Origin of the sequence: Bacteroides acidifaciens, assembly GCF_903181435.1 — a bacterium.
Taxonomy (GTDB): domain Bacteria; phylum Bacteroidota; class Bacteroidia; order Bacteroidales; family Bacteroidaceae; genus Bacteroides.
Map to the genome: position 1 here is coordinate 324255 of NZ_CAEUHO010000001.1, position 25167 is coordinate 349421.

Consider the following 25167-nt stretch of genomic DNA (forward strand, 5'->3'; position numbering starts at 1 on the left):
TTTTTCTTTTATTTGTTGCTAAGTACGTATTACATTTCACTGATGCTTACCCCCTCAGACGGCAACGTGCCGGAAGGAACCCTTGCTTCAGCACTACGCAGGCGCTGGTGCATCATCAGGTAAACAATCGGGACGATGAAACCGTTCAGGAACGTAGATGTTAAAAGTCCGCCCAAGATAACTTTAGCCATCGGACTTTGAATCTCATTTCCGGGTAAGTCGCCACCCAGTGCAAGTGGAATCAGTGCCAGAGCAGAAGACAATGCAGTCATCAGAATCGGGTTCAGACGGTCGAGAGAGCCTTGTATTACGCTGTCGTAGACATTCAGCCCTTCCTCTTTTTGCAGATGGTTGTAGTGGCTGATAAGCAACATACCGTTTCGAGTCGCAATACCGAACAGAGAGATAAAGCCGATGATAGCCGGAATACTCACCTCTCCCGTAGTGATGACCAGTGCAAATACACCGCCAATCAGTGCAAGCGGCAGGTTCAACAAGATGACGCCGGACTCCTTCACACTGCGGAACTCATGGTAAAGCAGCAGGAAGATAACGACGATACTGATAAATGAAGTCAGCGCCAATGTCCGGCTGGCAGCCTGTTCACTTTCAAACTGTCCGCCATATTCGATGTGATACCCTTCAGGAAGCTGCACCGACGTGTCGATACGTTTCTGGATGTCGTTCACCACACTACGCAAGTCGCGGTCGGCAACGTTGGCTGAAATCACGATTTTGCGTTTCACGTTTTCGCGGTTGATGGTATTCGGTCCCATGGACGAAACCACTTCCGCCACATAGTTCAGAGGAACCTTGCGGCCATCGTTGGTATCCACCATCAGATTGCGGATTTTCTCCATCTCGTCCCGTGCGTCGTCCTTCACCTTTACAATAAGGTCGAAACTCTTTCCTTGCTCATAAACCTGCGAGATAACCTTTCCCGCGAGAGCCACATTGACATACTCCGAAAACTCCGGCAAGGTAATTCCGAACTTCGCCAACATTTCCCGTTTCGGCTGAATCTTCAACTGAGGGCGTTCTATTTGCTGCTCCACGTTGAGGTCGGCAATGCCCGGAATATCCCCGATAGCCTCTTTTATCTGATTGCCGAGCGAGAACATCTTGTTCAGGTCGTCACCGAAAAGTTTGATAGCAATGTTCGCCTTTGTACCGGACAGCATAGCGTCAATACGGTGACTGATAGGCTGGCCGATTTCTATATTCGCGCCGGTGATTGTCCCCAACTTCTCGCGAACCTCGGCAACAAGCTCGCTGCGCGGACGGTCTTTCAGTTCAAAAGGTGCCTCGATTTCCGACACGTTCACGCCGAGCGCATGCTCGTCCAGTTCGGCACGCCCCGTTTTGCGGGCCACCGTCTGTATTTCGGGAATCGTTAGCAACAGTTCCTCGGCACGATGCCCCATTTTATTACTCTCTTCCAGCGAAATACCCGGCAGCGAACTGATATTGATAGTGAAAGACCCCTCATTGAAAGACGGCAAGAAGCTGCGCCCGAGCGTGAAGAACACACCGAGAGCGATAACAAACAGTCCGATAGTACTACCCAAAGTCACCCGTTTGTGCGCCAGCACCCATGTGAGCGCTTTTCCGTAAATCCCTTTCATCCAACGGGCTATGAAAGACTCTTTCAGCTCCTTGTTCGTCTTGTTGCTGCCCAGCAGATATGAGCAAAGCACCGGAGTCAGCGTGAGCGCGACTACCGTCGAAGCAAACAGCGCCACGATAAACGCTATGCCTAGCGGAACCAGCATACGTCCTTCCATTCCACTCAGGAAGAACAACGGAACGAAGCTGACAACGATAATCAACGTCGAATTAAGAATAGGCATACGCACCTCTTTCGAAGCGTTGAACACCACTTCGAGCGTACTAAGCCGTCCGGCTTCCGGTTTCTGGCGGTTCTCCCGCAGCCGTTGGTACACATTTTCCACGTCGACAATCGCGTCGTCCACCAGCGAACCGATGGCAATCGCCATACCGCCGAGACTCATCGTGTTGATGGTCAGTCCCATATAGTGCAGCGTCAGAATAGAAACAAGCAGCGAGATAGGCAATGTCACCAACGAAATCACCGTTGTGCGCACATTCGCGAGGAACAGGAAAAGAACGATAACCACAAAGATACCACCCTCAAAAAGCGACTTCTTCACGTTGCCGATAGAACTTTCGATAAAACGGCTCTGACGGAAAATATCGGTGGATACTTTCACGTCCGCAGGCAAGTTCTTCTGAAGGTCTTTCAGTGAAGCTTCCAGTTTGTCCGTCAGTTCGAGCGTGCTTGTGGCAGGTTGTTTAGTGACAGTCATCAGTATGGCAGGTTTGCCGCGTTCGGAAGCCGTTCCCAGTTTCGGGACTTTCGGGCCGATTTTCACATCGGCAATGTCTTCCAGTGTCACGGGGAAAGTATTCACCGTTTTCACGACAGACTTGCCCAGTTCCTCTATCTTCGGTGTGGAAAGAACGCCACGCACAATGTACTCATTTCCAAACTCGTAGAGCACGCCACCGTTAGCGTTGAGGTTCATATCCTGGGTGACAGCCATCACTTCGTCCATTGAAACACCGTAGTGGCGCATCCGTTCCGGGTCTAGCTGAATCTGGTATTCTTTGATGTCTCCGCCCAGTACTGCCACCTGCGCCACACCGCCGGTAGACAACAAACGAGGGCGAATCGTCCAGTCGGCAATCGTCCGAAGGTCGAGCATCGAGGTCGAGTCGGCAGTCAGGCCGACGATAAGCATTTCACCGAGAATCGAAGACTGAGGGCCGAGAGTCGGCTTGCCGACATTGACAGGAAGTGATTCGCTGACCACCGCCAGTTTCTCGCTGACAATCTGACGGGCGAGGTAAATATCTGTCCCCCAGTCAAATTCCACCCATACGACAGAAAAACCGTTGGTGGAAGAGGAACGTACACGGCGTACACCGGTAGCACCGTTCACGGCTGTTTCGACTGGAAAGGTGACGAGTTGTTCCACTTCCTCGGCTGCCATACCGTTGGCTTCGGTCATGATGACCACCGTAGGGGCGTTGAGGTCGGGAAACACGTCTACTTCCGTATTCATGGCGGTGTAAGTTCCGGCGATGAGCAGGAGAACGGCCGCGCAGAGCACAACCAGGCGGTTGTGCAGGGAGTAATGTATGATTTTATTAAGCACGTTATTTAGTGATTAATGGTTAATGATTAGTGATAGACTTATTTAGTGATTAATGCTCGTGGCTGTGTGCAGGGATGGCGTTGCTGGCACTTGCCAGACGAACCTGATAAGCCCCCTCGGTCACGACACGGTCGCCTGCTTTAATTCCGGTGAGGATTTGCACGCTCTTGCCGTTGTCGGCGCCTAAAGTGACTTCCTGTTTCTTATATCCTTCCTCGTCGAGTTGCAGATATACAAAGAACACTCCCTGCTCTTCGGTCAATGCCGTGCGGGGAAGGGAAAGCACATTATCCAGTTGTGAAGAAAGCAGATAAACCTCAACGAACGAGCCGGAGATGACATCGCCTTTATTGTCAAATTCAAAAGTCACGGGTACATAGAAAGAGTTGTCTCCCGATGTCTTTCCGAAAGAAAGAAGCCGTCCGTTCAGTGCGCCCAACTCGTACACCTTATTATTATAAGGCGTCTGGAAATTGGCGGAACTGATTGTGCGGAGATACGGATAATACTTTTCCGACACTTCGGCACGAAGGAACAGGCGGCGGTTCTGCGTCACGCTGACTAGCGGTTGGCCGATGGTCACATAGTCCCCCTCTTTCACGAGGATGCTCTTCACGTATCCGGCGATGGGTGCGGTAATGTTCTGTCCGATTGCCGAATGGTTCTTTGCGAGCGCTTCGTAGCTGATACGGGCATTTTCGTAATTCTGCTCCGCCTGTGCAAAATCCTTATCGGATACGATTTTGTTGGCTACAAGTGCTTTCATGCGTTCGTATTCTTTCTTTGAGACTTCGTAAGCGATGCGGGCACGCTGCACCGGGTCGCCGTCTGCGATGTTGTGCGAAGAAATGGTGACCAACGGAGTGCCGCTTCCTACGCTCATGCCTTCCGTCACCTTTCCGCGGAAAGAGACAACGCCTGCCACTGTGGCTACGGCTACGGATTCGTCTCCTTGTGCAGCCAATACCTGTCCGCTGGTTTTGATAACTTGCCGGAAAGGGGCAGGCTCTACGACGCTCACCTTAACTCCGGCAGCGTCAGCTTTCGCTTTCGGGAGAATAATTTCATCGCTGTGGGCGTTGGCGGCTTCGTTGTGGTCACCGTTACATTCTCCTTCGTGAGAGTGCCCGGCACCTTCCGCCTCGTGGTTGTGTCCTTCCGCTTCATGATTGTGTCCATCGTGGTTGTGTGTGACGGTACTATGGTCATGTCCTTCGTGGTCATGACTTTGCGCATTCTTGTTAGTGCAGGAGCCCAAAGCGAACAAGCCCAGGATTCCCATCAAAAAAATCTTCTTCATAAATGATATTTCCTACTAAGTTTTACTGTTTTTTACGTTACAAAGATAAAGTAACGCGGATGCAACAGATTTGCATTCACGTTTTTATGCAAAAACAGAGTAGGGGGGAGCACGAAGGGAAGTGGCACGGGGAGTATCCGTACCATGCAGAGAGTCTCGGTAGACGTAGTAGTTCTTGACCCGTCTCTCTAGCGGTCGCAATAAATGTTCTATGATTACATCCGTGAATAGCGTAGCGATGAATACATAATCCGGACCGCTATCCGTATGTACGGATGGCACAGGCGATTGGAAACGCGTCAGGCACTCGCTGCTGCAACACGAATCGTTTGCCGGGTGGTGGTGATGATGCATAGGGCATTGCTGCTCTACCGGCAAGTCCTGCTTCATGCAAATCATTCCGTCGGAGTGATGGTGATGGGGGATAACGGCTGCCACCAACATGATAATGTTGATAAAAAACAGCAGAGTTACTATAATTCGTTTCTTCCCCTTCATCCTTTCTTTTTAGAGAAATTATTTTTTTAGTGGTTCTTTTTCTTTTTCCTGCAAGCGTTCCAGCAACTCAGTTGCCGAGACATAAACTACTTTTCCATCCCGCGTATCTTGACTTAGAAGTTTGCCGTTACGTGCACTTTTCTCTCGAAATCATCTTTCTGCAATTTCAAGTCCGTGTCGCAATTTCTTGCTCAATTTGTGCATTTCATGTTTAACATAGTCTGTTTTTTCTAAGTCCTGCTATATTAATGTGCACAAATATACAAATACTTTTATTTCCTCTTCTAGCCATCACCCTCTTTTTATTATTTATTAGGGTGTTATAAGCTGATAAATTCAGACATAAGAACATAAAGGCTGCGCTTAGAAAATCATTCCTGCTGTTTAGTTAACTGCTGTTTAATCTTTGCTCTTATGTTCTTCTGTCTAAAAAAATATTATTTCTTTTCCAGTTCCTGCAACGAATCCATTTTCTTCTTCTCCAGGAACTCGTAGATGCCGCAAAGATGTTCCGTCACCTTTTGGTTGCCGAACTCATACACCTTTGTCACCAGTCCGTCGAGGAAGTCACGGTCGTGCGAAACGACAATCAGCGTCCCGTCAAAATCGAGTAACGCCTGTTTCAGAATATCCTTCGTCTTCATGTCTAGATGATTCGTCGGCTCATCGAGAATCAGGAGATTGACAGGCTCCAGCAGCAGCTTAATCATCGCCAACCGCGTCCGCTCACCACCGGACAACACCTTCACCTTCTTCATCGACTCTTCCGGTCCGCCAAACATGAAAGCACCCAGCAAATCACGAATCTTGTTCCGAATCTCACCCTTCGCCACATCGTCAATCGTCTGGAATACCGTCAGGTTCTCATCCATCAGCGATGCCTGGTTCTGTGCGAAATATCCGATTTGCACATTATGCCCCAACGTCAGCGTGCCGTCATGCTCAATCTCCCGCATGATACATTTCACGAGTGTAGACTTACCCTCACCGTTCTTGCCGACGAAAGCCACTTTGTCCCCGCGCTCAATCGTCAGATTTGCGTTGCGGAATACCGTCTTCTCACCGTATGCCTTGCCTACACTGTCCATAATCACCGGATAACTGCCCGACCGCGGCGAAGGCGGGAATTTCAGCCGCAATGCCGACGTATCCTCTTCGTCCACTTCCAGCAACTCCAGCTTCTCCAGCATCTTCACGCGGCTCTGCACCTGCAACGTCTTCGAGTACGTCCCCTTGAACCGCTCGATAAACTCCTTCGTCTCAGCGATAAACTTCTGCTGCTCGTCATACGCCTTCTGCTGCTGTTCGCGGCGTTCCTTGCGCAGTTGCAGATATTGCGAGTAATTCACCTTGTAGTCATAGATACGCCCCATCGTCACCTCGATAGTACGTGTCGTGATATTATCCACGAATTTGCGGTCGTGACTAATCACAATCACCGCCTTACCGTTATTAATCAGAAAATCTTCCAACCACTGGATAGACTCGATGTCCAAGTGATTCGTCGGCTCATCGAGCAACAACACGTCCGGTTTTTGCAACAGTAACTTTGCCAACTCGATACGCATCCTCCATCCGCCGCTGAAGTCATTTGTCTGGCGTTGGAAGTCGTCCCGCTTGAACCCCAGTCCCAGCAATGCTTTCTCTACATCTTCCTCGTAATTCGTAGCATCAATTGAATAAAACTTCTCGCTCAAAGCGGAAACTTCCTCAATCAGTGACATATAACTGTCACTCTCGTAATCCGTCCGCGTCTCCAACTCCTTGTTCAACCTCTCAATCTCTGCTTCCATCTCATGCAGATGCGCGAACGCCTGTGCCGTTTCGTCGAATACCGTCCGCCCGTCTTCCGTCATCAGGTGCTGCGGCAGGTAAGCCACCACGCAATCTTTCGGTGCGGAAACTTTGCCACGGGTAGGCTGCCGTACACCCGCCAGAATCTTCAGCAGTGTACTTTTTCCCGCCCCGTTCTTGCCCATCAGGGCGATGCGGTCTTTCTCATTAATTACAAAGGAAATATCACTAAATAAAGTAGTGCCGCCAAACTCAACGGCCAATCCATCAACAGAAATCATACTATTCTTTTAATTTGAAGCGCAAAGATAGCGAAATATATGAATATTTTTGATACCTTGCAGGCTGAAAAGGGAGACTTCCCTTAAAAAAACAGATAAAATAACAATAGTAAAACAATATGGAAGGCGTACAAACCAATGAATTCCGTCCACTGATTCTGGTGGCCGAGGATGATGACAGCAACTTCAAATTAATAAAGGCTATCATAGGTAAAAAATGTGATATCGAATGGGCTAGAAACGGTGAGGAAATGGTGCAGTTGTTCCAGCAGCACCATGAAAAAGTCAAAGCGATGCTGATGGATATCAAAATGCCTGTAATGAACGGACTGGAAGCGACGAAAATAATCCGTGAGTCCAATACGGAAATCCCCATTATCATGCAGACCGCTTATGCTTTCAGCTCCGATAAGGAGAACGCAATGAACGCGGGAGCGACGGAAGTGCTGGTGAAGCCGATTACTTTGGGAATTCTTCGCACTACATTAAGTAAATACTTACCCGACTTGAAATGGTAGAATAGATATTTAAAAAACAAATTAGGGAAGACGGGCGGAAATGGTGTCGGTCAGTAGAAAATATCTTTAGAGTTTAATAGTAAGTGGCTAAAGGCTAAATGTTACCTTTTTTGAGAGGAAAAACACCTACTTGAGTATAGAACAATATGTAGAAGACTTGATTGTGGCAAGTACTACGTTCAAGCAAATGATATAGGAGACTTAGGCAAATGAAGTACATGGTTTTATCTGCTTCAGTACTACAAACCCATAGTTGTTTTTAAGCGTCTGTTACAATGTAGGGGGACTGGTTGATTCGAAAAGACGAGACACTAAAGATATGAAATAAATTGGCGAAAAATAAGAGAGGATAGGAAATGTTGCTTCATTGGCGTATATTATGTCTTTGAGTCATTGCAAACGATTTCAAGATTCGTTTGCAATGACTTTTTCAGTATCTGCCTGTTTGGGGTGTGGCCGATGGGGCTAGGGCATATCGTTTTCCATTTGAAATTTGCGGCTTACTTTCATCAGGTTGATTGTGTAAGTCACTACGTTCTGTGCTTCCTGCACCATTGTCAGATAGACCATGCTTACGCGGATGCTTCCCGACTGGCTTTGGATGCGTTGCAGTTCCTTGCGTTTCAGCAGTGAGAGCTGGCCGTTGAGGTCGTTGGCACGGCGGATTTCTTCTTCCATATTGGCGTACTCGTTGCTTTCCAGCTTTTTGCGGCATTGCTGAATCAAGTAGGTGATGTCTTCGGAGACATCGCTGAATTCACCTTTCTGGATAGCGTCGAGAGGGTTGAAGTTATTGTCGATATGTTCGAGGCATGGTTCGCACAGGCGGGCGATGCTGTACACCAGTTCGCTGGCGAAGTCGTTGCCCTGGTAGTAGTAGAGTCCTTTTTCGAGCACGGTGTTGTTGTCGAGGCGGCACATGGCTACGGTTCCTGTGCGCTTCATCTGCTTGATGAGTTGCTTCTCAAACTTGGTGGAACCCATCGCACGACGCAGTCCGCGGAGATTCTCGTGCAGGAAAGAGGTGACGGTGAGTTCGAAATTCGTTTCTGTATACTCCAGTACTTTGGAGAGCTCTTCGCGGGTGTGCTTGCGCATCAGTTGCAGGGCTTCTTCGCTGTCTGTGGTCTGCATGAGTTGTTTCAGGGTTTCGTTGCCTTTCGCTTTCGCTTTGCGTTTTTTGTACATCACTTGGCTGCGTATCAAGGTGAATACGGCGAGGGCGATAAGGGCGATGATGGAGATGTTGCCACCGTAATGGAGTACGAGGGCGACGAAGAAACAGATGGTGAAGGCTGCTCCAGCGGTGATGAACCAGCCACCGATGACGCTCAGTACGCCTGTGATACGGTAGACGGCGGAGTCACGTCCCCAGGCACGGTCGGCGAGTGAAGTACCCATCGCTACCATGAAGGTGACGTAGGTGGTGGAGAGGGGGAGCTTCAGCGAAGTTCCCAGGGCGATGAGCAGGCCTGCCAGTACGAGGTTGACGGATGCGCGGACAAGGTCGAAGGCGGCTCCGTCGGCGATGATGGCTTCGTCTTTGCGGAAGCGGGAATTGAACCACTGTTTGGTGTTCTCGGGCATGATGCGGGAGATGCTGTTGGCAAGTGTCATGCTGATGCGGACTACGGTGCGGGCTATCGGGGTGCTTCCGAAGGTTTCTTCGCCTTCGTCCTGGCGGGAGAGGTCGACGGAAGTCTTGATTACTGCGTGGGCTTTCTTGGAGGTGCAGAGGGCGTAGACCATGATGGTGCCGGCACCAATGAGGAAGTACCACGGGGTTTTGGCGGGGCCTAGCAGTGAGGTCATCAGGAATCCGTTGGCGTTGCCTGCTCCGTTGGCGGTGTAGTCCATGAAGGAGGAGAAGCCTGCGAGGGGGACACCGATGAAGTTGACGAGGTCATTGCCGGCGAAGGCGAGGGCAAGGGCGAAGGTACCCATGAGGACAACGACTTTGAAGACGTTGACTTTGAGCCAGTGGAGCACTTGCATCAGTATGGTGAAGGATACGAAGAAGACGGTGATGAGCATCCATGTGTTTTCTTGTATCCAATGTTTGTTGTCGGGGGTCATGAAGGAGCTGTCTTTCAGTCCCTTGATGAGCATGAAGTAGATGATGGAAGTTGCAGCGATACCGCCGAAGAGGGCGATGCTGTATTTCATCTTTTTCTTATAGTTGAAGGTGAAGACCACACGGGCTATCCACTGCACGAGCATTCCGAAGAAGAAGGCGATGGCAACGGATACGAAGATGGCCATGATGACGGAGAGGGCTTTGTCGGTATTGATGAGGTCGCCCAGACCGAGGGTGTCGCTGTTGTGTACTTTGATGAGGGAGAGGGCAAAGGTTCCGCCGAGGAGCTCGAAGACGAGGGATACGGTGGTGGAGGTGGGCATGCCCATGGAGTTGAATACATCGAGCAGTACCACGTCGGTCAGCATGACGGCGAGCAGGATGCACATGATTTCGGCAAAGTAGAAGTGCTCGGGTTGGTAGATGCCGTGACGGGCGATGTCCATCATTCCGTTGGACAGGGAGGCGCCGATGAAAATTCCGATGCCGGCTATGAACAGGATGGTCTTGAATGAGGCGGCTTTGGCGCCTACCGCCGAGTTCAGGAAGTTGACTGCGTCATTGCTTACTCCGACTATCAGGTCGAAGACGGCAAGGACGAAGAGGAAGATGATGATGCATAAATAAATTGTCTCCATAAAAAAAATAGGTGTGTATGTTTCTTTGATTTGGGTGCAAAGGACGGGATTCGACGTTGCAGGGAGGTGACATATGTGTTACATTTGTGTTACAATGGGGTGTGTTCTTTCTTCTGTCTTGAAACAAAAGAAAGAACCAAAGAAAAAAGTAGGCCGGGGGAGCCATGCGGGGTGCTCGAAGCGCCCTCATTTTTTATTCAGCCAGTCATAGAAGGTATATTGCGCCCGGATGCTTGGTGTGCCGGGTGTTCTTTTTTTGAATATGTTTTGCAGTTGGTCGTCCACCCAGCAGGCTTTTTGGTTGTCGGCGAGTTGGATGTTGAGCATTTCTATCAGGCTGTCGCGCAGGTCGGGGGCGAGGATGGGCGTGATGGCTTCGATGCGGCGGTAGAGGTTGCGGCGCATCCAGTCGGGTGAGCCCATGAATACTTTGGGGTTGCCGTCGTTACCGAAGTACCAGATGCGAGCGTGCTCCAGGAAGCTGTCTACAATACGGGTGACACGGATGTTACGACTGTATGGCTGGCCGGGGATGAGGCAGCAGATGCCGCGGACGATGAGGTCGATTTGTACGCCGTGTTCGGATGCTTCGTAGAGGCGGTCTATCATGGTGGGGTCTTGAAGGGCGTTCATTTTGAGGATAATACGTCCTTGTTTGCCTTGGTCGGCGAGGGCTATTTCGCGGTCGATGAGGCGGTTCAGCTCTGGGATGAGGTTGAAGCGGGCGACAAGGAGGGTGGTGAACTTCGGGTCTTCCTTGCCTTGGAGCGTGCGGAAGAGGTTGTAGAGGTCGTTCACTATCTCCTTACGGCAAGTGAAGAGTCCGCAGTCGGCGTAGAGGGTGGCGGTCTTCTCGTTGAAGTTGCCGGTGCTGATGTAGGCATAGCTGGGGAGCTTTTCACCGTTCAGTCCGCGGCGGCGGATGAGGGCTACTTTGGCGTGCACTTTCAGTCCGGGGATACTGTATATTATTTTGATGCCGGCGGCTTGCATCATTTCGGCGGTGGCGAGGTTGTTTTCTTCATCGAAACGGGCTTTCAGTTCTACGAATACGGTGACTTTCTTACCGTTTTGGGCGGCGGCTATCAAGGTGTTGATGACAACGGAGTTTTCGGCTACGCGGTATTGCGTCACCATGATTTCGCGGGTTTCCGGGTTGTGCACGGCTTCGTAGAGGAAGTGGATGAAGTGCTCGAAAGAGTGGTAGGGGTAGTAAAGCAGCAAGTCCTTCTGGGCGACGTAGTTGAAGATGGATTCCTTTTCGTCGAGGAAGGTGAGCTTCATCGGTTTCGGCTTTTCAATGCCGTGCAGGGATTTGTTCGGGTTGGGGAGATGGCGCAGGTCTTCCAGATTGAGGTGCTTGTCGCCTGGGACGAGCTCGTCACGCTGGATGCGGAAAGCGTCTACGAGGAAGTCCAGAAAGTCTTGTGGCATGGCACGGTCGTAGACAAAACGGCATACGTCGCCTATCTTGCGTTTCTTTACTTTCTTTTTCAGTTGGGCTACGAGGTCGGCGCTGCTGGCGGTGTCGTCAATCAGAATGTCAGCGTCGCGGGAGATTTTGATGCAGTAGCTCGAGTCGATGTCGTAGCCGGGGAAGATGAGGTTGAGGTTCGCCTTGATGATGTCTTCGGTGAACATCAGATAGTGGTTCTTTTCGTGAGAAGGAAGCTCGATGAAGCGGGGCACTTTGGCATAGGGTTGCTTCATGACGAAGTAATAGGGGGTGTGCGGCTCGGTGTTTCTTAGATAGACACGGATAGCAAGATAAAGACGGTTGTCTCGCAGGAAGGAGACGATTTTATCCTTAAACACAGGTACGGGCTGGAGATAAGGAAAGATTTCTTCTTTGAAAAAGTCCTTGATGAACTGCTGATGGAACGGTTCTACATGGCTGTCCTGATAAAATATGATGTGGTTCTTGCGCATGGCAGGCAGTATCTTCTGTTCGTAGATGCGCACACGGTCATCTAGTTGCCGGTTGACTTCCCGGTTAATTTCCTCTACAAGTTCGCGGGCGGATTGTACGGTTTCTTCGTCACTTTCCGTAGCTCCCGAGGCGACAGCTTTATGGTCGGCTACACGGATTTTGTAAAATTCTTCGAGGTTGGAAGAGTAGATGGAAATAAAATTAATGCGCTCGTAGAGTGGGAGATGCTCGTCCAGAGCTTCCATCAATACGCGGTAGTTGAATGACAGCCAACTGATATCCCGCTTAAAATAATTATATTTGCTTTCCATGTGCTTTAAGATTTTTCCAAATATAGTATCTTTGTGGGATTAAACAAAGAATTTTATGACAAGAATTGGATTATTATCAGATACTCACGCTTACTGGGACGAGAAATACTTGGAATATTTCGAGCCGTGTGACGAGATTTGGCATGCCGGAGACATTGGCTCAGTGGAAGTTGCGGAGAAGTTGACGGCGTTTCGCCCGTTCCGTGCCGTCTATGGAAATATTGACGGGCAGGAAATCAGGAAACTGTTTCCGCAGGTCAACCGCTTTACGGTGGATGGTGCGGAAGTACTGATAAAGCATATCGGCGGTTATCCGGGGAAGTATGACCCTTCGATTATCGGCAGCCTGATGGCTCGTCCGCCAAAACTTTTTATCAGCGGACACTCGCATATATTAAAGGTGAAGTATGACAAAACACTGGATATGCTGCACATCAATCCGGGAGCGGCAGGGATGTCCGGTTTCCATAAGGTGCGGACGTTGGTACGTTTTGTTATCGACCAGGGGGCGTTCAGCGACTTGGAAGTAATCGAACTGGCAGATAAATAATGCTTCATCATATGAGCTGCAAGCAAGAATTGGCATAGCGGAACATTGAAATAATGACACATTATTTTTGCCATTTCAGAATTCTTTCCGACCTTTGCACACAGTTAATGAATTAACTTAGACGAACATGAAAGGAATTATTCTTGCCGGAGGGAGTGCTACACGCCTTTATCCGCTTTCCAAAGCGATTTCCAAACAGATTATGCCTGTGTATGACAAGCCGATGATTTACTATCCGCTGTCCACACTGATGTTGGCGGGCATACGCGAGGTACTGGTTATCTCTACTCCACGTGACTTGCCGATGTTCCGCGACTTGCTGGGGACGGGTGAGGAATTGGGAATGTCCTTTTCCTATAAGATTCAGGAGCAACCCAACGGACTGGCACAGGCTTTCGTCTTGGGAGCCGACTTTCTGAACGGCGAACCGGGTTGTCTGATTCTTGGCGATAATATGTTCTACGGACAAGGATTCTCCGCCATGCTTCGCCGGGCGGCAAGTATGGAGAAAGGAGCCTGCATCTTCGGCTATTACGTGAAAGACCCGCGTGCCTATGGGGTGGTGGAATTTGACGAACAGGGGAATGTGATTTCCTTGGAAGAAAAGCCGAAAATTCCGAAAAGCCATTATGCCGTACCCGGACTCTACTTTTATGATGCCAGCGTGACTGAAAAAGCGGCGGCTCTTCGCCCTTCGGCTCGTGGAGAATATGAAATAACGGATTTGAACCGCCTTTATCTGGAAGAAGGTACGTTGAAAGTCGAGCTGTTCGGACGCGGATTCGCTTGGCTGGATACGGGAAATTGCGACAGTCTGCTCGAAGCTTCCAACTTTGTGGCTACCATTCAGAACCGTCAGGGATTCTACGTCAGTTGCATTGAAGAAATAGCTTGGCGTCAAGGATGGATTCCGACTGAGCAACTGCTTCTGTTGGGACAACGGCTCGAAAAGACCGAGTATGGCAAGTATCTCATCGAACTGGCAAAACAATCCTAAAATCAATATAATAAATAAAATATGAAAACTTATCTAGTGACCGGTGCCGCAGGTTTTATCGGTGCGAATTACGTCAAGTACATCTTGGCCAAATACAGCGATGTCAAAGTCGTGATACTGGACGCTCTGACGTATGCAGGTAACTTGGGAACGATTGCCAAAGACATTGACAACGAACGCTGTTTCTTTATCAAGGGAGATATTTGTAACCGCGATGTCGTAGACGGTCTTTTTGCTGAGTACCGCTTTGACTATGTAGTGAATTTTGCTGCCGAAAGTCACGTGGACCGCAGCATCGAAAATCCGCAACTGTTTCTGATTACGAATATCCTCGGAACACAGAACTTGCTGGACTGTGCACGTCGTGCATGGGTGATGGGTAAAGACGAACAGGGTTATCCGACTTGGAGAAAGGGTGTGCGCTATCATCAGGTGTCTACCGACGAAGTGTATGGCTCGCTCGGAGCCGAAGGTTATTTCACCGAAACGACCCCGCTTTGTCCTCACAGCCCGTACAGCGCTTCCAAAACGAGTGCGGATATGTTCGTAATGGCTTATCATGATACGTATAAAATGCCGGTTACGATTACCCGTTGCTCTAATAACTACGGTCCGTATCATTTTCCGGAGAAACTGATTCCATTGATTATCAAGAATATCCTTGAAGGAAAGCGTCTGCCCGTCTACGGTAACGGCAGCAACGTGCGCGACTGGCTTTACGTGGAAGACCACTGCAAGGCTATCGACCTCGTTGTGCGCGAAGGCAAGGAAGGCGAAGTATATAACGTAGGCGGACACAACGAGAAGACCAACCTCGAAATCGTGAAGTTGATTATCGCCACCATTCACCGTCTGATGGCAGATAACCTCGAATATCGCAAGATGCTCAAGAAGAAAGTGAAGGATGCCAACGGCGAAATATCTATCGACTGGATTAACGAAGACCTGATTACTTTCGTCAAAGACCGTTTGGGACACGACCAGCGTTACGCCATCGACCCGACGAAGATTACAAATGCCTTAGGCTGGTATCCGGAAACGAAATTCGAAGTCGGAATCGTCAAGACTATAGAATGGTACTTGGAAAACCAGGCTTGGGTGGAAGAAGTTACCAGTGGTGATTATCAAGGTTATTACGAGAAGATGTACGGGAAAAATTAAAAATGTTATTAAATTAGAAATTGAGAATTAAAAAATAATACTATTGTAGTGCATTCATTTCTCAATTTTAACTCTCAATTTAACAACATTCCGATTGATAAAAGAATTCCCATAAGCAGCATATTACGCGAAGTCTCGCCTAATATGCTGTTTAATTTTTTACCACTATATATCTTTACCATCCGTTTCCAGGTAAGTATGTGTGGGATTAGGTAGAGCTGCGGAAGCAGGGCGGCGTAGATGTGTCCCTCAAAAAGAAAGTACAGGCAGAGAAGGGAAGCTGCCATCCCCAGTGACAAATAAAAGTAGCGTCCGAACTTCTCGCCGAAGCGGACGATAACCGTCCGTTTTCCACTGCGTGCGTCCGCTTCGCGGTCGCGATAGTTGTTCACTACCAATAGGGTGTCGATAAGTAGTCCGCAGACAAGGGAAGCGATGGTGACGTCCGGTGTCCATGTCAATGCTTGCACGTAGTAAGTACCGCCTACGGGAACGAATCCGAAAAAGATGATAACCAGCACATCTCCCCAGCCATTGTAGGAGAGGGGATAGGGACCTGTGGTGTAAAGGAAGGCGAACAGTACGCAAAGTATCCCTACAATAATCAGCTCCCACCCTGCAAAGAAAAGCAGTGTGCAACCGATAAGACAAGCAAGGGCGACAGTCACAATAATTCCTATTTTCATCGCCTGCGGAGAAATCCATCCTTGCGCGCAGGCACGTTCAGGGCCTAAACGGTCTTCGCGGTCGGTTCCTTTGAGGAAGTCGAAAAGGTCATTGATGAAATTGGCGGCAATCTGCATCAAACCCGCAAACAGGCAGCAGACAAGTGCGGGTAACCAATGAAAATGTCCGTCCATCGTGGCAAGTGCCGTACCTATCAAGACGGGGGTAATGGCTCCTGTGAGTGTCTTGGGACGTGCTGCTAATATCCATGCTTGCAATGAGTTACGCTTTACTGCCTTCATGCTGTTGCGTTCTGCTTCTTCCATGCTGTTATCTTCTTGTTGTTTCCGTACTTTTATATTCCATAAGGAGTTTTGACGGACAAAGATAACACTATTTGGGAAATAATTCTCTATTACTTTTACCTCACATCCCAATCGAAAGAATACACAACGTCATTCACGGGAATGAAGACGGTCATGATGGTTCCTTTTTTTTGTTTGATATTCATATAGCCTACGATACATTCACCCGGATGAATGGTGTTCATTTTCAGATATCCTTGCTCCTTCACTTCTCTTTCGTTTTTCATCATGTTTCCTAACGTCTGCATCTGATTGGATGCTGCCATATTGGCTTGAAATGCTGCATTTGCATTATAATGTTGAGTGACTGTGGTGTATGGAAGACCATTTGGTGAATAAGTGGTAGAGTAGGAAGTGGAATATCCTGCCATTCCTGCACTAAGTCCGGTAGAAAATCCATATAAAGCCATGGCCCATGTTTGTGACCGCCTAACCTTTCTCTGAAACATTTCGTTCGTATATACTTGAAGTTGTAGTGTGTCTCCTATTTTTGTCGCTAAAGATGCTGAGACCTTTGTTGGGTCAAACAGTAAGGAGGTGTCACTATGATTATAGATGTAAATATGTATCTGATATTGTTTCCCGTAGTCTCTGATTTTGTAACATGTGGTTCCTACAGTGATATTTTCAATATCCCTATAGAGCCATAATACTCCATCGTTGTATTCTGTTGTTATAGTAGTGTCGTTCTCAACTTGGTCAATAGCTTGTGAATGGCAAGCTATTGACCATAAAAGCAATAATAGAATGAAATTGGCTTTCTTCATATTTCTGTTTTTGGGATGATGGTTACAGGTCTTCTCCATTTGAATGATTATACTCGTTGTCATAAAACATTTTAATGTTATATTTCCCATAGTTTTGCCTGTCAATCATAAACCATACTGATTTTTGGAAAATTGACTCCATTATTTCTGTTGTAAGTTGTTCTTTTTCATTCTCTGTAAGATTCTTGATTTTCTCTATAGGATATTTTGAAAGGAGCATGGTTATACTATATTTTTGTACTTTTATTTGATCTGTGTCATCAGGCATAATCTTTACTATGTGTCTAAGACTATCTGGTAAAATATTAGCTTTAGACTCTATAATAGTAGGTAGTTGATAAAACGCAGCCTGATATCGTTTCTTATGAAGGAGCATTTGAACTTCTATGTTTTCCTCTTCCGCTAACGTATAATCTTGCCCCATAGATGTATATTTCTTATTATTCTTAAATTGTTGGCAGAGATTGTTGAATCTTATTTTAATATTGGTTTCATCTGTGTCATTAACATCAATTACTGCAATTCGCCATACCTTATTATTATTGGTTACTATGCTCAAATACACCTGTCTGCCATTAAATTCTCCTTCCAAACAATCCAATGTACTATTGTATCGATATCCTTTAGCTTTCAGTTTCTGTATCATTTCCGATTTGCTGCCATCAACAGGGATACCAAGAAATCGTGTTATGTCTTTTTGTGCATATAAAATAGTAGAAATAGTGAGTAGCATCACAATTGATAAAATCTTGTTCATTGTTATTTCTTGTTTATTAAGAAAGGCGTGCAACCATTCATAACTTGCCTTCATTTTGGTTACCGCCAAGTGACCACATCTCGTAACAAGTACAGAATGGTCCACGCCTTATGGGCGTGAACCTTCAGTCGACTTGTCCTCACGAGATGAATGTTTGGCGGTATTCAAATGAAGGAGAACAAGAGCTAAAAGCTCAATTCAATATTTTCAAGTATGAACAGGAACGCTTTCCGTGATTATTACTTATTGTTTAATTCATTCTGTGGAAATCCTTTTGCAAAATTTGCAAATGCTTCCCAAATGTCTGTTTCCTGTTTATTCAATTCATTCGCATACTGTTTTAAAGGGTTAATATTTCCGTTTCCGGCACAAAGATATTGAAAATGCTGAATCTGTCTCATATTCAGCATTGATAAATTGAATTGATGTGTTATAAAACAGAGTTTTGTCAACTTATACGGTGTTGTAGTTGCGGGCAAGAGTATTAATAGATGAGTGTTTGTCTATTAATAGAAAACTTCATCTATATTAATAGTAAACTTCTTCTCTCCTACTTCTAAAGTTCCGGTTAATTCATCATAAACTCTAAATGCAAGTTTTGTTTTTATAAACGAAGCTTGCAATTATATAAACGAAGCTTGCATTTTTATAATCAAAGCTTGCGTTTATAGTTTGTGATGAATGGAAGATAAGTTTTCTATCTGATGAGATGAAGTTTATAATTAATGAAACGGAAGTTTTCTAGTAATAGACTGGAAGAGAAGTAGCGCTTCCTGTGAGAATCGGTAGTAGCGGACTGATTGAGAAGAAACGTACGAAAGTAACAGATATGCATAATCCGTCACCCGGTATAATCTTTTATTCATTTTGTCAGATATCAAATTAAAACACTTATCTTTGTTCCCTAATCATTAAAACCTCACATTTATGCCAGTAAATGAATGGAAAGAACAATATAAGTTGAGAGAATATGAAGACAGCGTGAAAGCATACCGGGATATCGTGAATGCTGTGAATACGGCACGGAAAGAAGGACATGAAGAAGGACTGGAAGAAGGACTGGAAAAAGGTCGTGAAGAAGAAAAAATGGAAATAGTCAGGAAGATGAAGTCGGATGGATTGTCTGATGACGTGATTGCCAAATACACAGGGCTTCCAATTGAGGAAATAGAGAGAATCTGAAAAGAAATATGAACTTATTGGTTACGTTTAATCATCTGCATTTATAAACGAGAAATGAAGAAAACAATATACCCTTTTATCCTGCTGGCGTTACTTTTGTTGGTTTCTTGTAAATCGAAAAAGAATGTCGTATCCACTTTGCCACGTCCTGTTTTAAACATCGACTCCGTTTCTACGCATATAACAGATACTACTGATGTCATAGCCGAAATGTTCACTCCCGACCATTCTCAACTCAAAGACTTAGACGTCTCAAAAAATAAGAAACGTACACCCAAAAAACAAGAAACCCTTGCCGACGACAAACACTCTGACTGGGTGCTTCGTGGCACAAAGATAACCTCTTCGACAGTCAAACTCTCTTCTGCCTATACGGGCATAGACCGTGTCGTGAACTACGATTTTACCCACCGTGACGTTCCCGAAGCATTTGAGGGTTTCCGCATCGCTTTCATTTCCGACTTGCACTATAAGAGTTTATTCAAAGAACAAGGTTTGAACAGTCTTGTCAATCTCTTGATTGCTCAAAAGGCGGATGTTCTCTTGATGGGGGGCGACTATCAGGAAGGTTGCGAGTATGTAGAGCCTTTATTTGCCGCACTCTCTCGCGTAAAGACACCGATGGGCACTTACGGAGTGATGGGGAATAATGACTACGAACGTTGTCACGACGACATTGTACGTACAATGGAACATTACGGAATGCGTGTACTGGAACATAAAGTGGATACGCTTCGCAAAGACGGCCAGCAGATTCTCATCGCCGGAGTTCGCAATCCTTTTGACCTTACACGCAACGGTGTGTCACCGACTCTTGCACTTTCTCCCAGAGATTTCGTGATTCTGCTGGTGCATACACCGGATTATATAGAAGACGTTTCGATAGCCAACACCGACCTTGCTCTGGCAGGACATACACATGGCGGACAAGTCCGTATCTTTGGAGTGGCTCCGATACTGCCCTCACATTACGGCAATCGTTTTGTGACCGGCTTGGCATATAACTCGGCAAAGACTCCTTTGATAGTTACCAACGGTATCGGCACTTCACAAGTGCCGATTCGTATCGGTGCTCCGACAGAAATAATAATGATTACTCTCCATCGGTTGACAGAGTAAATACACTTTCTTGCACGACTTTATGTAGAATCTCACACTTTTATGCACTACTTTTTGCATGTTTACTACACTTTTCTGCATCACTTTGTGTTAAATCCTGCACTTTTTGGTGCGACTTTTTGTAAGTCTCCTCTTTGCTATTTATATTTGTATCTCGTAAGTAGTTGATAATAAAAGAAAAGAAGAATGAGAAGAGATGCAATGCAGCAGTTGTATGACTGGAAATCAAAGGCTTCGAGAAAGCCTTTGATAATTCGTGGTGCACGCCAGGTGGGGAAAACATGGTTGATGAAGGAATTTGCTGCAACTTCATATAAACAGTTTGCTTATATCAACTTCGAAGATAACGAAGTGATGAAGGACGTTTTTCAGAAGGATTTTGATATTGAACGAATTCTGATGGCTATACAGTTGGTCACCGGAGTAGTAGTGGATACTGATACATTAATTATCTTTGATGAACTTCAAGAGGCATCGCGCGGACTGACAGCTTTGAAATATTTTCAGGAGAAGGCGCCACAATATCATGTGGTTGCGGCAGGTTCTTTGCTGGGTATTGCTATGCACAAGAATGACTCTTTTCCGGTGGGAAAGGTTGATTTTATAGATTTGTATCCGCTTTCTTTTTCCGAGTTTTTGGAAGCTGCAGGGCAGGAGTCTTTTGCCCGCTTACTTGTAAAACAAGACTGGAAGTTGATATCTGCTTTTCGCTCTAAGTTCATTGATTTTCTAAAGCAATATTATTTTATAGGTGGAATGCCCGAGGTAGTGAATGCTTTTATAGAGCACAAAGACTACGCGGAAGTACGTCGGTTACAACAAAATATTTTGGACTCTTATGACCGTGACTTCTCCAAGCATGCACCAATTGCCGAAGTACCTCGTATTCGTATGGTGTGGCGTTCGGTGCCGGCGCAGTTGGCGAAAGAGAATCGTAAGTTTATCTATGGAATGGTGAAAGAAGGAGCAAGAGCTAAAGATTTTGAACTGGCTATAGAGTGGTTGATGGATGCAGGACTTATTTATAAGGTAAACCGGGTGAAGAAAGGCGGGATTCCTTTGTCCGCTTATGAAGACTTTTCAGCTTTTAAATTGTTTCTGCTGGATACCGGACTGATGGGGGCGATGAGTGGACTGCCGCCACAGGCTTTACTAGAGGGAAATGTCTTATTTACTGACTATAAAGGAGCGATAACCGAGCAATATGTATTGCAACAATTGAAGTCTATAAAAGGATTGAATATATATTATTGGTCTTCGGATACTTCCAGGGGAGAATTGGATTTTCTCCTGCAAAAGGAAATTCGGATAATTCCGGTCGAAGTAAAAGCTGAGGAGAATTTGCAGTCAAAAAGTCTGCGTTCTTTTATTGAAAAGAATACAGCACTGCATGGCGTTCGATTTTCTATGTCCGATTATCGGGAACAGGATTGGATGACAAATTACCCGTTGTATTCCGTCGGATATGTACTTTAAGTGTTTCTTAAGCTTTTGATTACTTCCCAAACCTTCGGATGCAGAAAATATCGAATATCTTTTCCAGTGTCCAAGGCCTCACGGATAAACGTAGAACTGATTTCGAACACAGGGGAGTGAACGAGACGAACCGTTTCCGGCAATTCCTTTTCATCCACGGGAAAGCCCGGACGGGGATAAATGATAATTTGATTCTCCTTGATGATACGCTCCGACTGATACCAACGGTCGAAGCGTGCCCAATTATCCGAACCGATAATAAAATGAAACTCGCGTTCGGGATACGCTTCGCGCAACTTCTCTAATGTATGTACACTGTAAGAAGGACGTGGCAGATGACACTCAAAATCCGAAACTTGGAAGCGAGGATAATCACCGATAGATAACCCGACCAATTGAAGGCGAAGTTCGTCACTCCATAGCTCAGCCTGTGTTTTTAAAGGATTTTGCGGGCTGACCATAAACCAAATTTCGTCCAATCCCTCATATTCACAAAGATAATTGGCTAAAGCGAGATGTCCGATATGAATCGGATTGAATGACCCGCTGAATATTCCTGTTTTTGGTTTGCTGACTTTTTCCGCCATCCCTCTACTTTGTTATTTTTCCAAGAACTCTTTGATAACCTTTAATGCTTCCATCTTAGCTATCTCCAAATTATCATTTACGATGACACGATCAAACTGCGGAGCAAAACCTAATTCATACTCTGCTTTCGCAATGCGGCTTTCAATCACTTCGGGCGCATCCGTTCCGCGACCTTCCAACCGGCAACGCAATTCCTCTACCGAAGGCGGTTGTATGAACACCGACAAAGCCCGGTCGCCATAAAACTTCTTGATGTTGCATCCGCCTACCACATCAACGTCGAATACCACATTCTGTCCCGCTTCCAGTTGCTTCTCCACTTGCGCTTTCAGCGTGCCGTAATAGCGGTCTTTATATACTTCTTCATATTCGAGAAACTCATTATTCTCTATGCGGCATCGAAACTCTTCAGGCGTGAGGAAGAAATATTCGACCCCATGTTGTTCTGTGCCCCGTGGCGGGCGACTGGTGGCAGAAATAGAAAATGCAAGATTCAAATTCTGCGTCAGCAGATAATTGATGATAGTAGACTTGCCCGACCCTGACGGAGCAGAGAAAATAATTAATTTGCCTGTCATTGGTGAAATGATTTAAATTACATTCAAGATTTGAATTACACTCAAAATTTAAATTACGTTCGGAATTTGAATTACATGACGTTCAACACCTGTTCCTTAATCTGTTCCAACTCATCCTTCATCTGAACGACGATTTTCTGCATCTCTGCGTGATTGGACTTGCTGCCCAGCGTATTGATTTCACGTCCCATCTCCTGAGCGATAAATCCGAGTTTCTTGCCCTGTCCGTTACCACTTTCCATCGTACTGATAAAATATTTCAGATGATTTCCCAAACGTTGCTTCTCCTCGTTCACGTCCAGTTTCTCGATGTAATAAATCAATTCCTGTTCCAGGCGGTTCTTGTCGTAATCCACGCTCAAAGTCTTTTCGAGGGCATCCGTAATACGCTCTTTCACCTTTTCCACACGTTCCTTCTCGTACGGAGTGATTTTTTCGAGCAAGCTGTGGATATTCTCAATCTTCTCGCGGAATTTCTTTTCCAGTGCGGCACCTTCCTGTTTGCGGAAATCTACCAGATGACCTACCGCTTCGAGCACAGTGGCATGAACCGTATTCCATTCCTCTTCCGAAAGTTCCTGAATTTCCGTTTTCGACATCACGTCCGGCATGCGGAGTAATACTTGAAGCCAGTCTCCCGGTTCCGGACGAGGAATACCCAGTTCGTTGCAGATTGAATCCAGTTGAAGGTAGTAATTTTCAAGAATAGCCTTATTGACGGGGATAGCGTCCGCACCCTCTTTCTTCTCAATCCACAGGCTGAAATCCACCTTCCCACGTTCCAGCACTTTAGAAATCTCGTTGCGGATTTCAATCTCTTTTTCACGGTAAGCCGGAGCAATACGGGTGGACAAGTCCATCGCTTTGCTGTTGAGCGACTTGATTTCTACATTTATTTTTTTATCAGGAAGTTCGGCCGTAGCTTTACCGTATCCTGTCATAGACTGTATCATATCCTTAAAGTTTTGTGCAAAAGTACACGAATATTTTAAGAATTAGAAATAATCATGTAAATTTGCGACAATTTAATAAGATGATTTTTATGTCGTGTACACTGAATATTGAAACCTCTACCTCTGTTTGCTCGGTAGCGGTGAGTCAAGACGGACAGACGATTTTTGTGAAAGAAGACTTGAAAGGCCCTTCACACGCCGTGTCTTTGGGAGTATTTGTAGATGAAGCGTTGTCGTTCATTGACAGTCATGCTATTCCGTTGGATGCGGTTGCCGTGAGTTGCGGGCCAGGTTCTTACACAGGGCTTCGGATAGGAGTTTCGATGGCGAAAGGAGTTTGTTACGGACGTAATGTTCCTTTGATAGGAATACCGACGCTCGAAGTATTGAGCGTTCCCGTGCTGTTGTATCACGACCTGCCCGAAGACGCGTTGCTCTGCCCGATGATTGATGCCCGCCGCATGGAAGTCTACGCTGCCATCTACGACCGCGGACTGAACGTGAAGCGTGCCATTGCCGCCGATATTGTGGACGAAACTTCCTACCTGGAATATCTCGACCGCCAACCAGTCTACTTCTACGGCAACGGAGCTGCCAAATGCCGCGAAAAGATAACGCATCCCAACGCGCATTTCATCGACGACATCCACCCGCTGGCGAAAATGATGTTCCCGCTCGCAGAAAAGGCAATAGCCAACGAAGATTATAAAGACGTAGCTTATTTCGAACCTTTCTACCTGAAAGAATTCGTTGCTTCCATGCCGAAGAAACTTTTATAAGTCTCGTCCATATATGAAGAATTATCCATCATCCATTGTAGAATTATCCATAAAAGATATGCAATATAATACTCAACAAAAAAGAATGCCGCTTCCCGAATACGGGCGCAGCATCCAGAACATGGTCGATTATGCGTTGACTATCGAAGACCGTGCAGAGCGTCAGCGTTGTGCCAATACCATCATCAACATCATGGGAAACATGTTTCCCCACCTACGCGACGTGCCCGACTTCAAGCACAAGCTCTGGGACCACCTCGCCATCATGTCCGGCTTCGAACTGGACATCGACTATCCTTACGAAATTATCCGTAAAGATAATCTGGTGACCCGCCCGGAACCTATTCCTTACTGCACTGCCCGTATGCGTTACCGCCACTATGGACATACGCTGGAAGTTCTGATAAAGAAAGCCATCGAATTCCCCGAAGGAAACGAAAGGAGAAACCTCATAGCCCTCATCTGCAACCACATGAAGAAGGACTATATGGCTTGGAATAAAGATACGGTGGACGATAAGAAGATTGCCGAAGACCTCTACGAACTATCCGGCGGCAAGCTTCAGATGACTGATGACATCATCCGCCTGATGGCAGAGCGTCTCAATCAGAACTATCGTCCGAAGACGAACTACACCAACAATCGTCAGAACAATAAGAGAAGATATTAAAAAATCAGTTCTTACTACTTGAAACTTAATACT

The 25167-nt window shown here is 46.5% G+C and carries 22 protein-coding genes; 9 read left to right on the forward strand and 13 right to left on the reverse strand.

What is annotated here, in order from left to right; translation table 11 throughout:
* Positions 1 to 29: 29 nt before the first annotated feature.
* The 4 genes from CLIN57ABFB40_RS01330 to CLIN57ABFB40_RS01345 form a co-directional block, all read right to left on the reverse strand.
* Positions 30 to 3179, reverse strand: a complete 3150-nt coding sequence (locus CLIN57ABFB40_RS01330; protein WP_175628560.1) for an efflux RND transporter permease subunit — start codon at positions 3177 to 3179, stop codon at positions 30 to 32.
* Between the two features lie 49 nt (positions 3180 to 3228).
* Positions 3229 to 4479: an efflux RND transporter periplasmic adaptor subunit gene (locus CLIN57ABFB40_RS01335; RefSeq protein WP_175628561.1), complete on the reverse strand. Its 1251-nt coding sequence runs from the start codon at positions 4477 to 4479 to the stop codon at positions 3229 to 3231.
* Positions 4480 to 4563: 84 nt separating this feature from the next.
* Complete coding sequence (locus tag CLIN57ABFB40_RS01340) at positions 4564 to 4977, reverse strand: DUF6769 family protein (protein ID WP_175628562.1); 414 nt, start codon at positions 4975 to 4977, stop codon at positions 4564 to 4566.
* A gap of 437 nt (positions 4978 to 5414) precedes the next feature.
* Positions 5415 to 7052, reverse strand: a complete 1638-nt coding sequence (locus tag CLIN57ABFB40_RS01345; protein ID WP_175628563.1) for an ABC-F family ATP-binding cassette domain-containing protein — start codon at positions 7050 to 7052, stop codon at positions 5415 to 5417.
* A 119-nt stretch (positions 7053 to 7171) separates the two neighbouring features.
* Between CLIN57ABFB40_RS01345 and CLIN57ABFB40_RS01350 the strand changes: the two genes are divergently transcribed.
* Positions 7172 to 7570: a response regulator gene (locus tag CLIN57ABFB40_RS01350; protein ID WP_167966943.1), complete on the forward strand. Its 399-nt coding sequence runs from the start codon at positions 7172 to 7174 to the stop codon at positions 7568 to 7570.
* Positions 7571 to 8035: 465 nt separating this feature from the next.
* Here the strand turns inward: CLIN57ABFB40_RS01350 and CLIN57ABFB40_RS01355 are convergent, their stop codons facing one another.
* Positions 8036 to 10285 (reverse strand): inorganic phosphate transporter, encoded by a 2250-nt coding sequence (locus CLIN57ABFB40_RS01355; RefSeq protein ID WP_175628564.1) that lies wholly within the window; start codon positions 10283 to 10285, stop codon positions 8036 to 8038.
* A 186-nt stretch (positions 10286 to 10471) separates the two neighbouring features.
* Complete coding sequence (locus CLIN57ABFB40_RS01360; protein ID WP_175628565.1) at positions 10472 to 12526, reverse strand: RNA degradosome polyphosphate kinase; 2055 nt, start codon at positions 12524 to 12526, stop codon at positions 10472 to 10474.
* Positions 12527 to 12581: 55 nt separating this feature from the next.
* Here CLIN57ABFB40_RS01360 and CLIN57ABFB40_RS01365 point away from each other — a divergent pair, with 55 nt between their 5' ends.
* From CLIN57ABFB40_RS01365 to rfbB, 3 genes are all read left to right on the forward strand, one after another.
* Complete coding sequence (locus tag CLIN57ABFB40_RS01365) at positions 12582 to 13076, forward strand: metallophosphoesterase family protein (protein ID WP_175628566.1); 495 nt, start codon at positions 12582 to 12584, stop codon at positions 13074 to 13076.
* A 127-nt stretch (positions 13077 to 13203) separates the two neighbouring features.
* Positions 13204 to 14073, forward strand: a complete 870-nt coding sequence (gene rfbA, locus CLIN57ABFB40_RS01370; protein WP_175628567.1) for a glucose-1-phosphate thymidylyltransferase RfbA — start codon at positions 13204 to 13206, stop codon at positions 14071 to 14073.
* A 21-nt stretch (positions 14074 to 14094) separates the two neighbouring features.
* Positions 14095 to 15234, forward strand: coding sequence for a dTDP-glucose 4,6-dehydratase (rfbB, locus tag CLIN57ABFB40_RS01375; protein WP_175628568.1), 1140 nt, complete (start codon positions 14095 to 14097; stop codon positions 15232 to 15234).
* Positions 15235 to 15308: 74 nt separating this feature from the next.
* Here the strand turns inward: rfbB and CLIN57ABFB40_RS01380 are convergent, their stop codons facing one another.
* The 4 genes from CLIN57ABFB40_RS01380 to CLIN57ABFB40_RS01395 all read right to left on the reverse strand — a co-directional run bounded on the left by CLIN57ABFB40_RS01380 (position 15309) and on the right by CLIN57ABFB40_RS01395 (position 18655).
* On the reverse strand, positions 15309 to 16202 hold the full coding sequence (locus CLIN57ABFB40_RS01380; protein ID WP_175630312.1) for a 1,4-dihydroxy-2-naphthoate polyprenyltransferase: 894 nt from the start codon (positions 16200 to 16202) through the stop codon (positions 15309 to 15311).
* Between the two features lie 119 nt (positions 16203 to 16321).
* Entirely contained in the window at positions 16322 to 17032 is a 711-nt protein-coding gene (locus CLIN57ABFB40_RS01385) for a hypothetical protein (protein WP_175630313.1), read from the reverse strand.
* A gap of 22 nt (positions 17033 to 17054) precedes the next feature.
* Positions 17055 to 17789, reverse strand: coding sequence for a hypothetical protein (locus tag CLIN57ABFB40_RS01390; protein WP_175628569.1), 735 nt, complete (start codon positions 17787 to 17789; stop codon positions 17055 to 17057).
* Between the two features lie 722 nt (positions 17790 to 18511).
* Positions 18512 to 18655, reverse strand: coding sequence for a hypothetical protein (locus CLIN57ABFB40_RS01395; RefSeq protein WP_175628570.1), 144 nt, complete (start codon positions 18653 to 18655; stop codon positions 18512 to 18514).
* A gap of 61 nt (positions 18656 to 18716) precedes the next feature.
* Between CLIN57ABFB40_RS01395 and CLIN57ABFB40_RS01400 the strand changes: the two genes are divergently transcribed.
* From CLIN57ABFB40_RS01400 to CLIN57ABFB40_RS01410, 3 genes are all read left to right on the forward strand, one after another.
* The gene (locus CLIN57ABFB40_RS01400) at positions 18717 to 18971 is read left to right on the forward strand and encodes a hypothetical protein (protein ID WP_175628571.1); all 255 of its coding nucleotides are present in this window, start codon (positions 18717 to 18719) and stop codon (positions 18969 to 18971) included.
* Between the two features lie 54 nt (positions 18972 to 19025).
* A complete protein-coding gene (locus CLIN57ABFB40_RS01405; protein WP_175628572.1) occupies positions 19026 to 20090 on the forward strand; it encodes a metallophosphoesterase in 1065 nt (354 codons plus the stop codon).
* Between the two features lie 186 nt (positions 20091 to 20276).
* Positions 20277 to 21566: an ATP-binding protein gene (locus CLIN57ABFB40_RS01410; protein ID WP_175628573.1), complete on the forward strand. Its 1290-nt coding sequence runs from the start codon at positions 20277 to 20279 to the stop codon at positions 21564 to 21566.
* Here CLIN57ABFB40_RS01410 and nadD read toward each other — a convergent pair.
* The 3 genes from nadD to CLIN57ABFB40_RS01425 form a co-directional block, all read right to left on the reverse strand.
* Positions 21563 to 22153: a nicotinate (nicotinamide) nucleotide adenylyltransferase gene (nadD, locus tag CLIN57ABFB40_RS01415; protein ID WP_175628574.1), complete on the reverse strand. Its 591-nt coding sequence runs from the start codon at positions 22151 to 22153 to the stop codon at positions 21563 to 21565. The genes CLIN57ABFB40_RS01410 and nadD overlap by 4 nt on opposite strands.
* Before the next feature lie 12 nt (positions 22154 to 22165).
* Positions 22166 to 22732 carry a guanylate kinase gene (gene gmk, locus CLIN57ABFB40_RS01420; RefSeq protein WP_175628575.1) on the reverse strand — a complete coding sequence of 189 codons (567 nt, stop codon included), beginning with the start codon at positions 22730 to 22732 and terminating at the stop codon, positions 22166 to 22168.
* 71 nt (positions 22733 to 22803) lie between these two features.
* Positions 22804 to 23685 carry a YicC/YloC family endoribonuclease gene (locus CLIN57ABFB40_RS01425; protein WP_172503670.1) on the reverse strand — a complete coding sequence of 294 codons (882 nt, stop codon included), beginning with the start codon at positions 23683 to 23685 and terminating at the stop codon, positions 22804 to 22806.
* Positions 23686 to 23774: 89 nt separating this feature from the next.
* Here CLIN57ABFB40_RS01425 and tsaB point away from each other — a divergent pair, with 89 nt between their 5' ends.
* Both tsaB and CLIN57ABFB40_RS01435 read left to right on the forward strand, forming a co-directional pair.
* Positions 23775 to 24464, forward strand: coding sequence for a tRNA (adenosine(37)-N6)-threonylcarbamoyltransferase complex dimerization subunit type 1 TsaB (gene tsaB / locus CLIN57ABFB40_RS01430; protein WP_175628576.1), 690 nt, complete (start codon positions 23775 to 23777; stop codon positions 24462 to 24464).
* Positions 24465 to 24522: 58 nt separating this feature from the next.
* On the forward strand, positions 24523 to 25134 hold the full coding sequence (locus CLIN57ABFB40_RS01435; protein ID WP_175630314.1) for a DUF4290 domain-containing protein: 612 nt from the start codon (positions 24523 to 24525) through the stop codon (positions 25132 to 25134).
* The last annotated feature ends 33 nt before the right edge of the window (positions 25135 to 25167 follow it).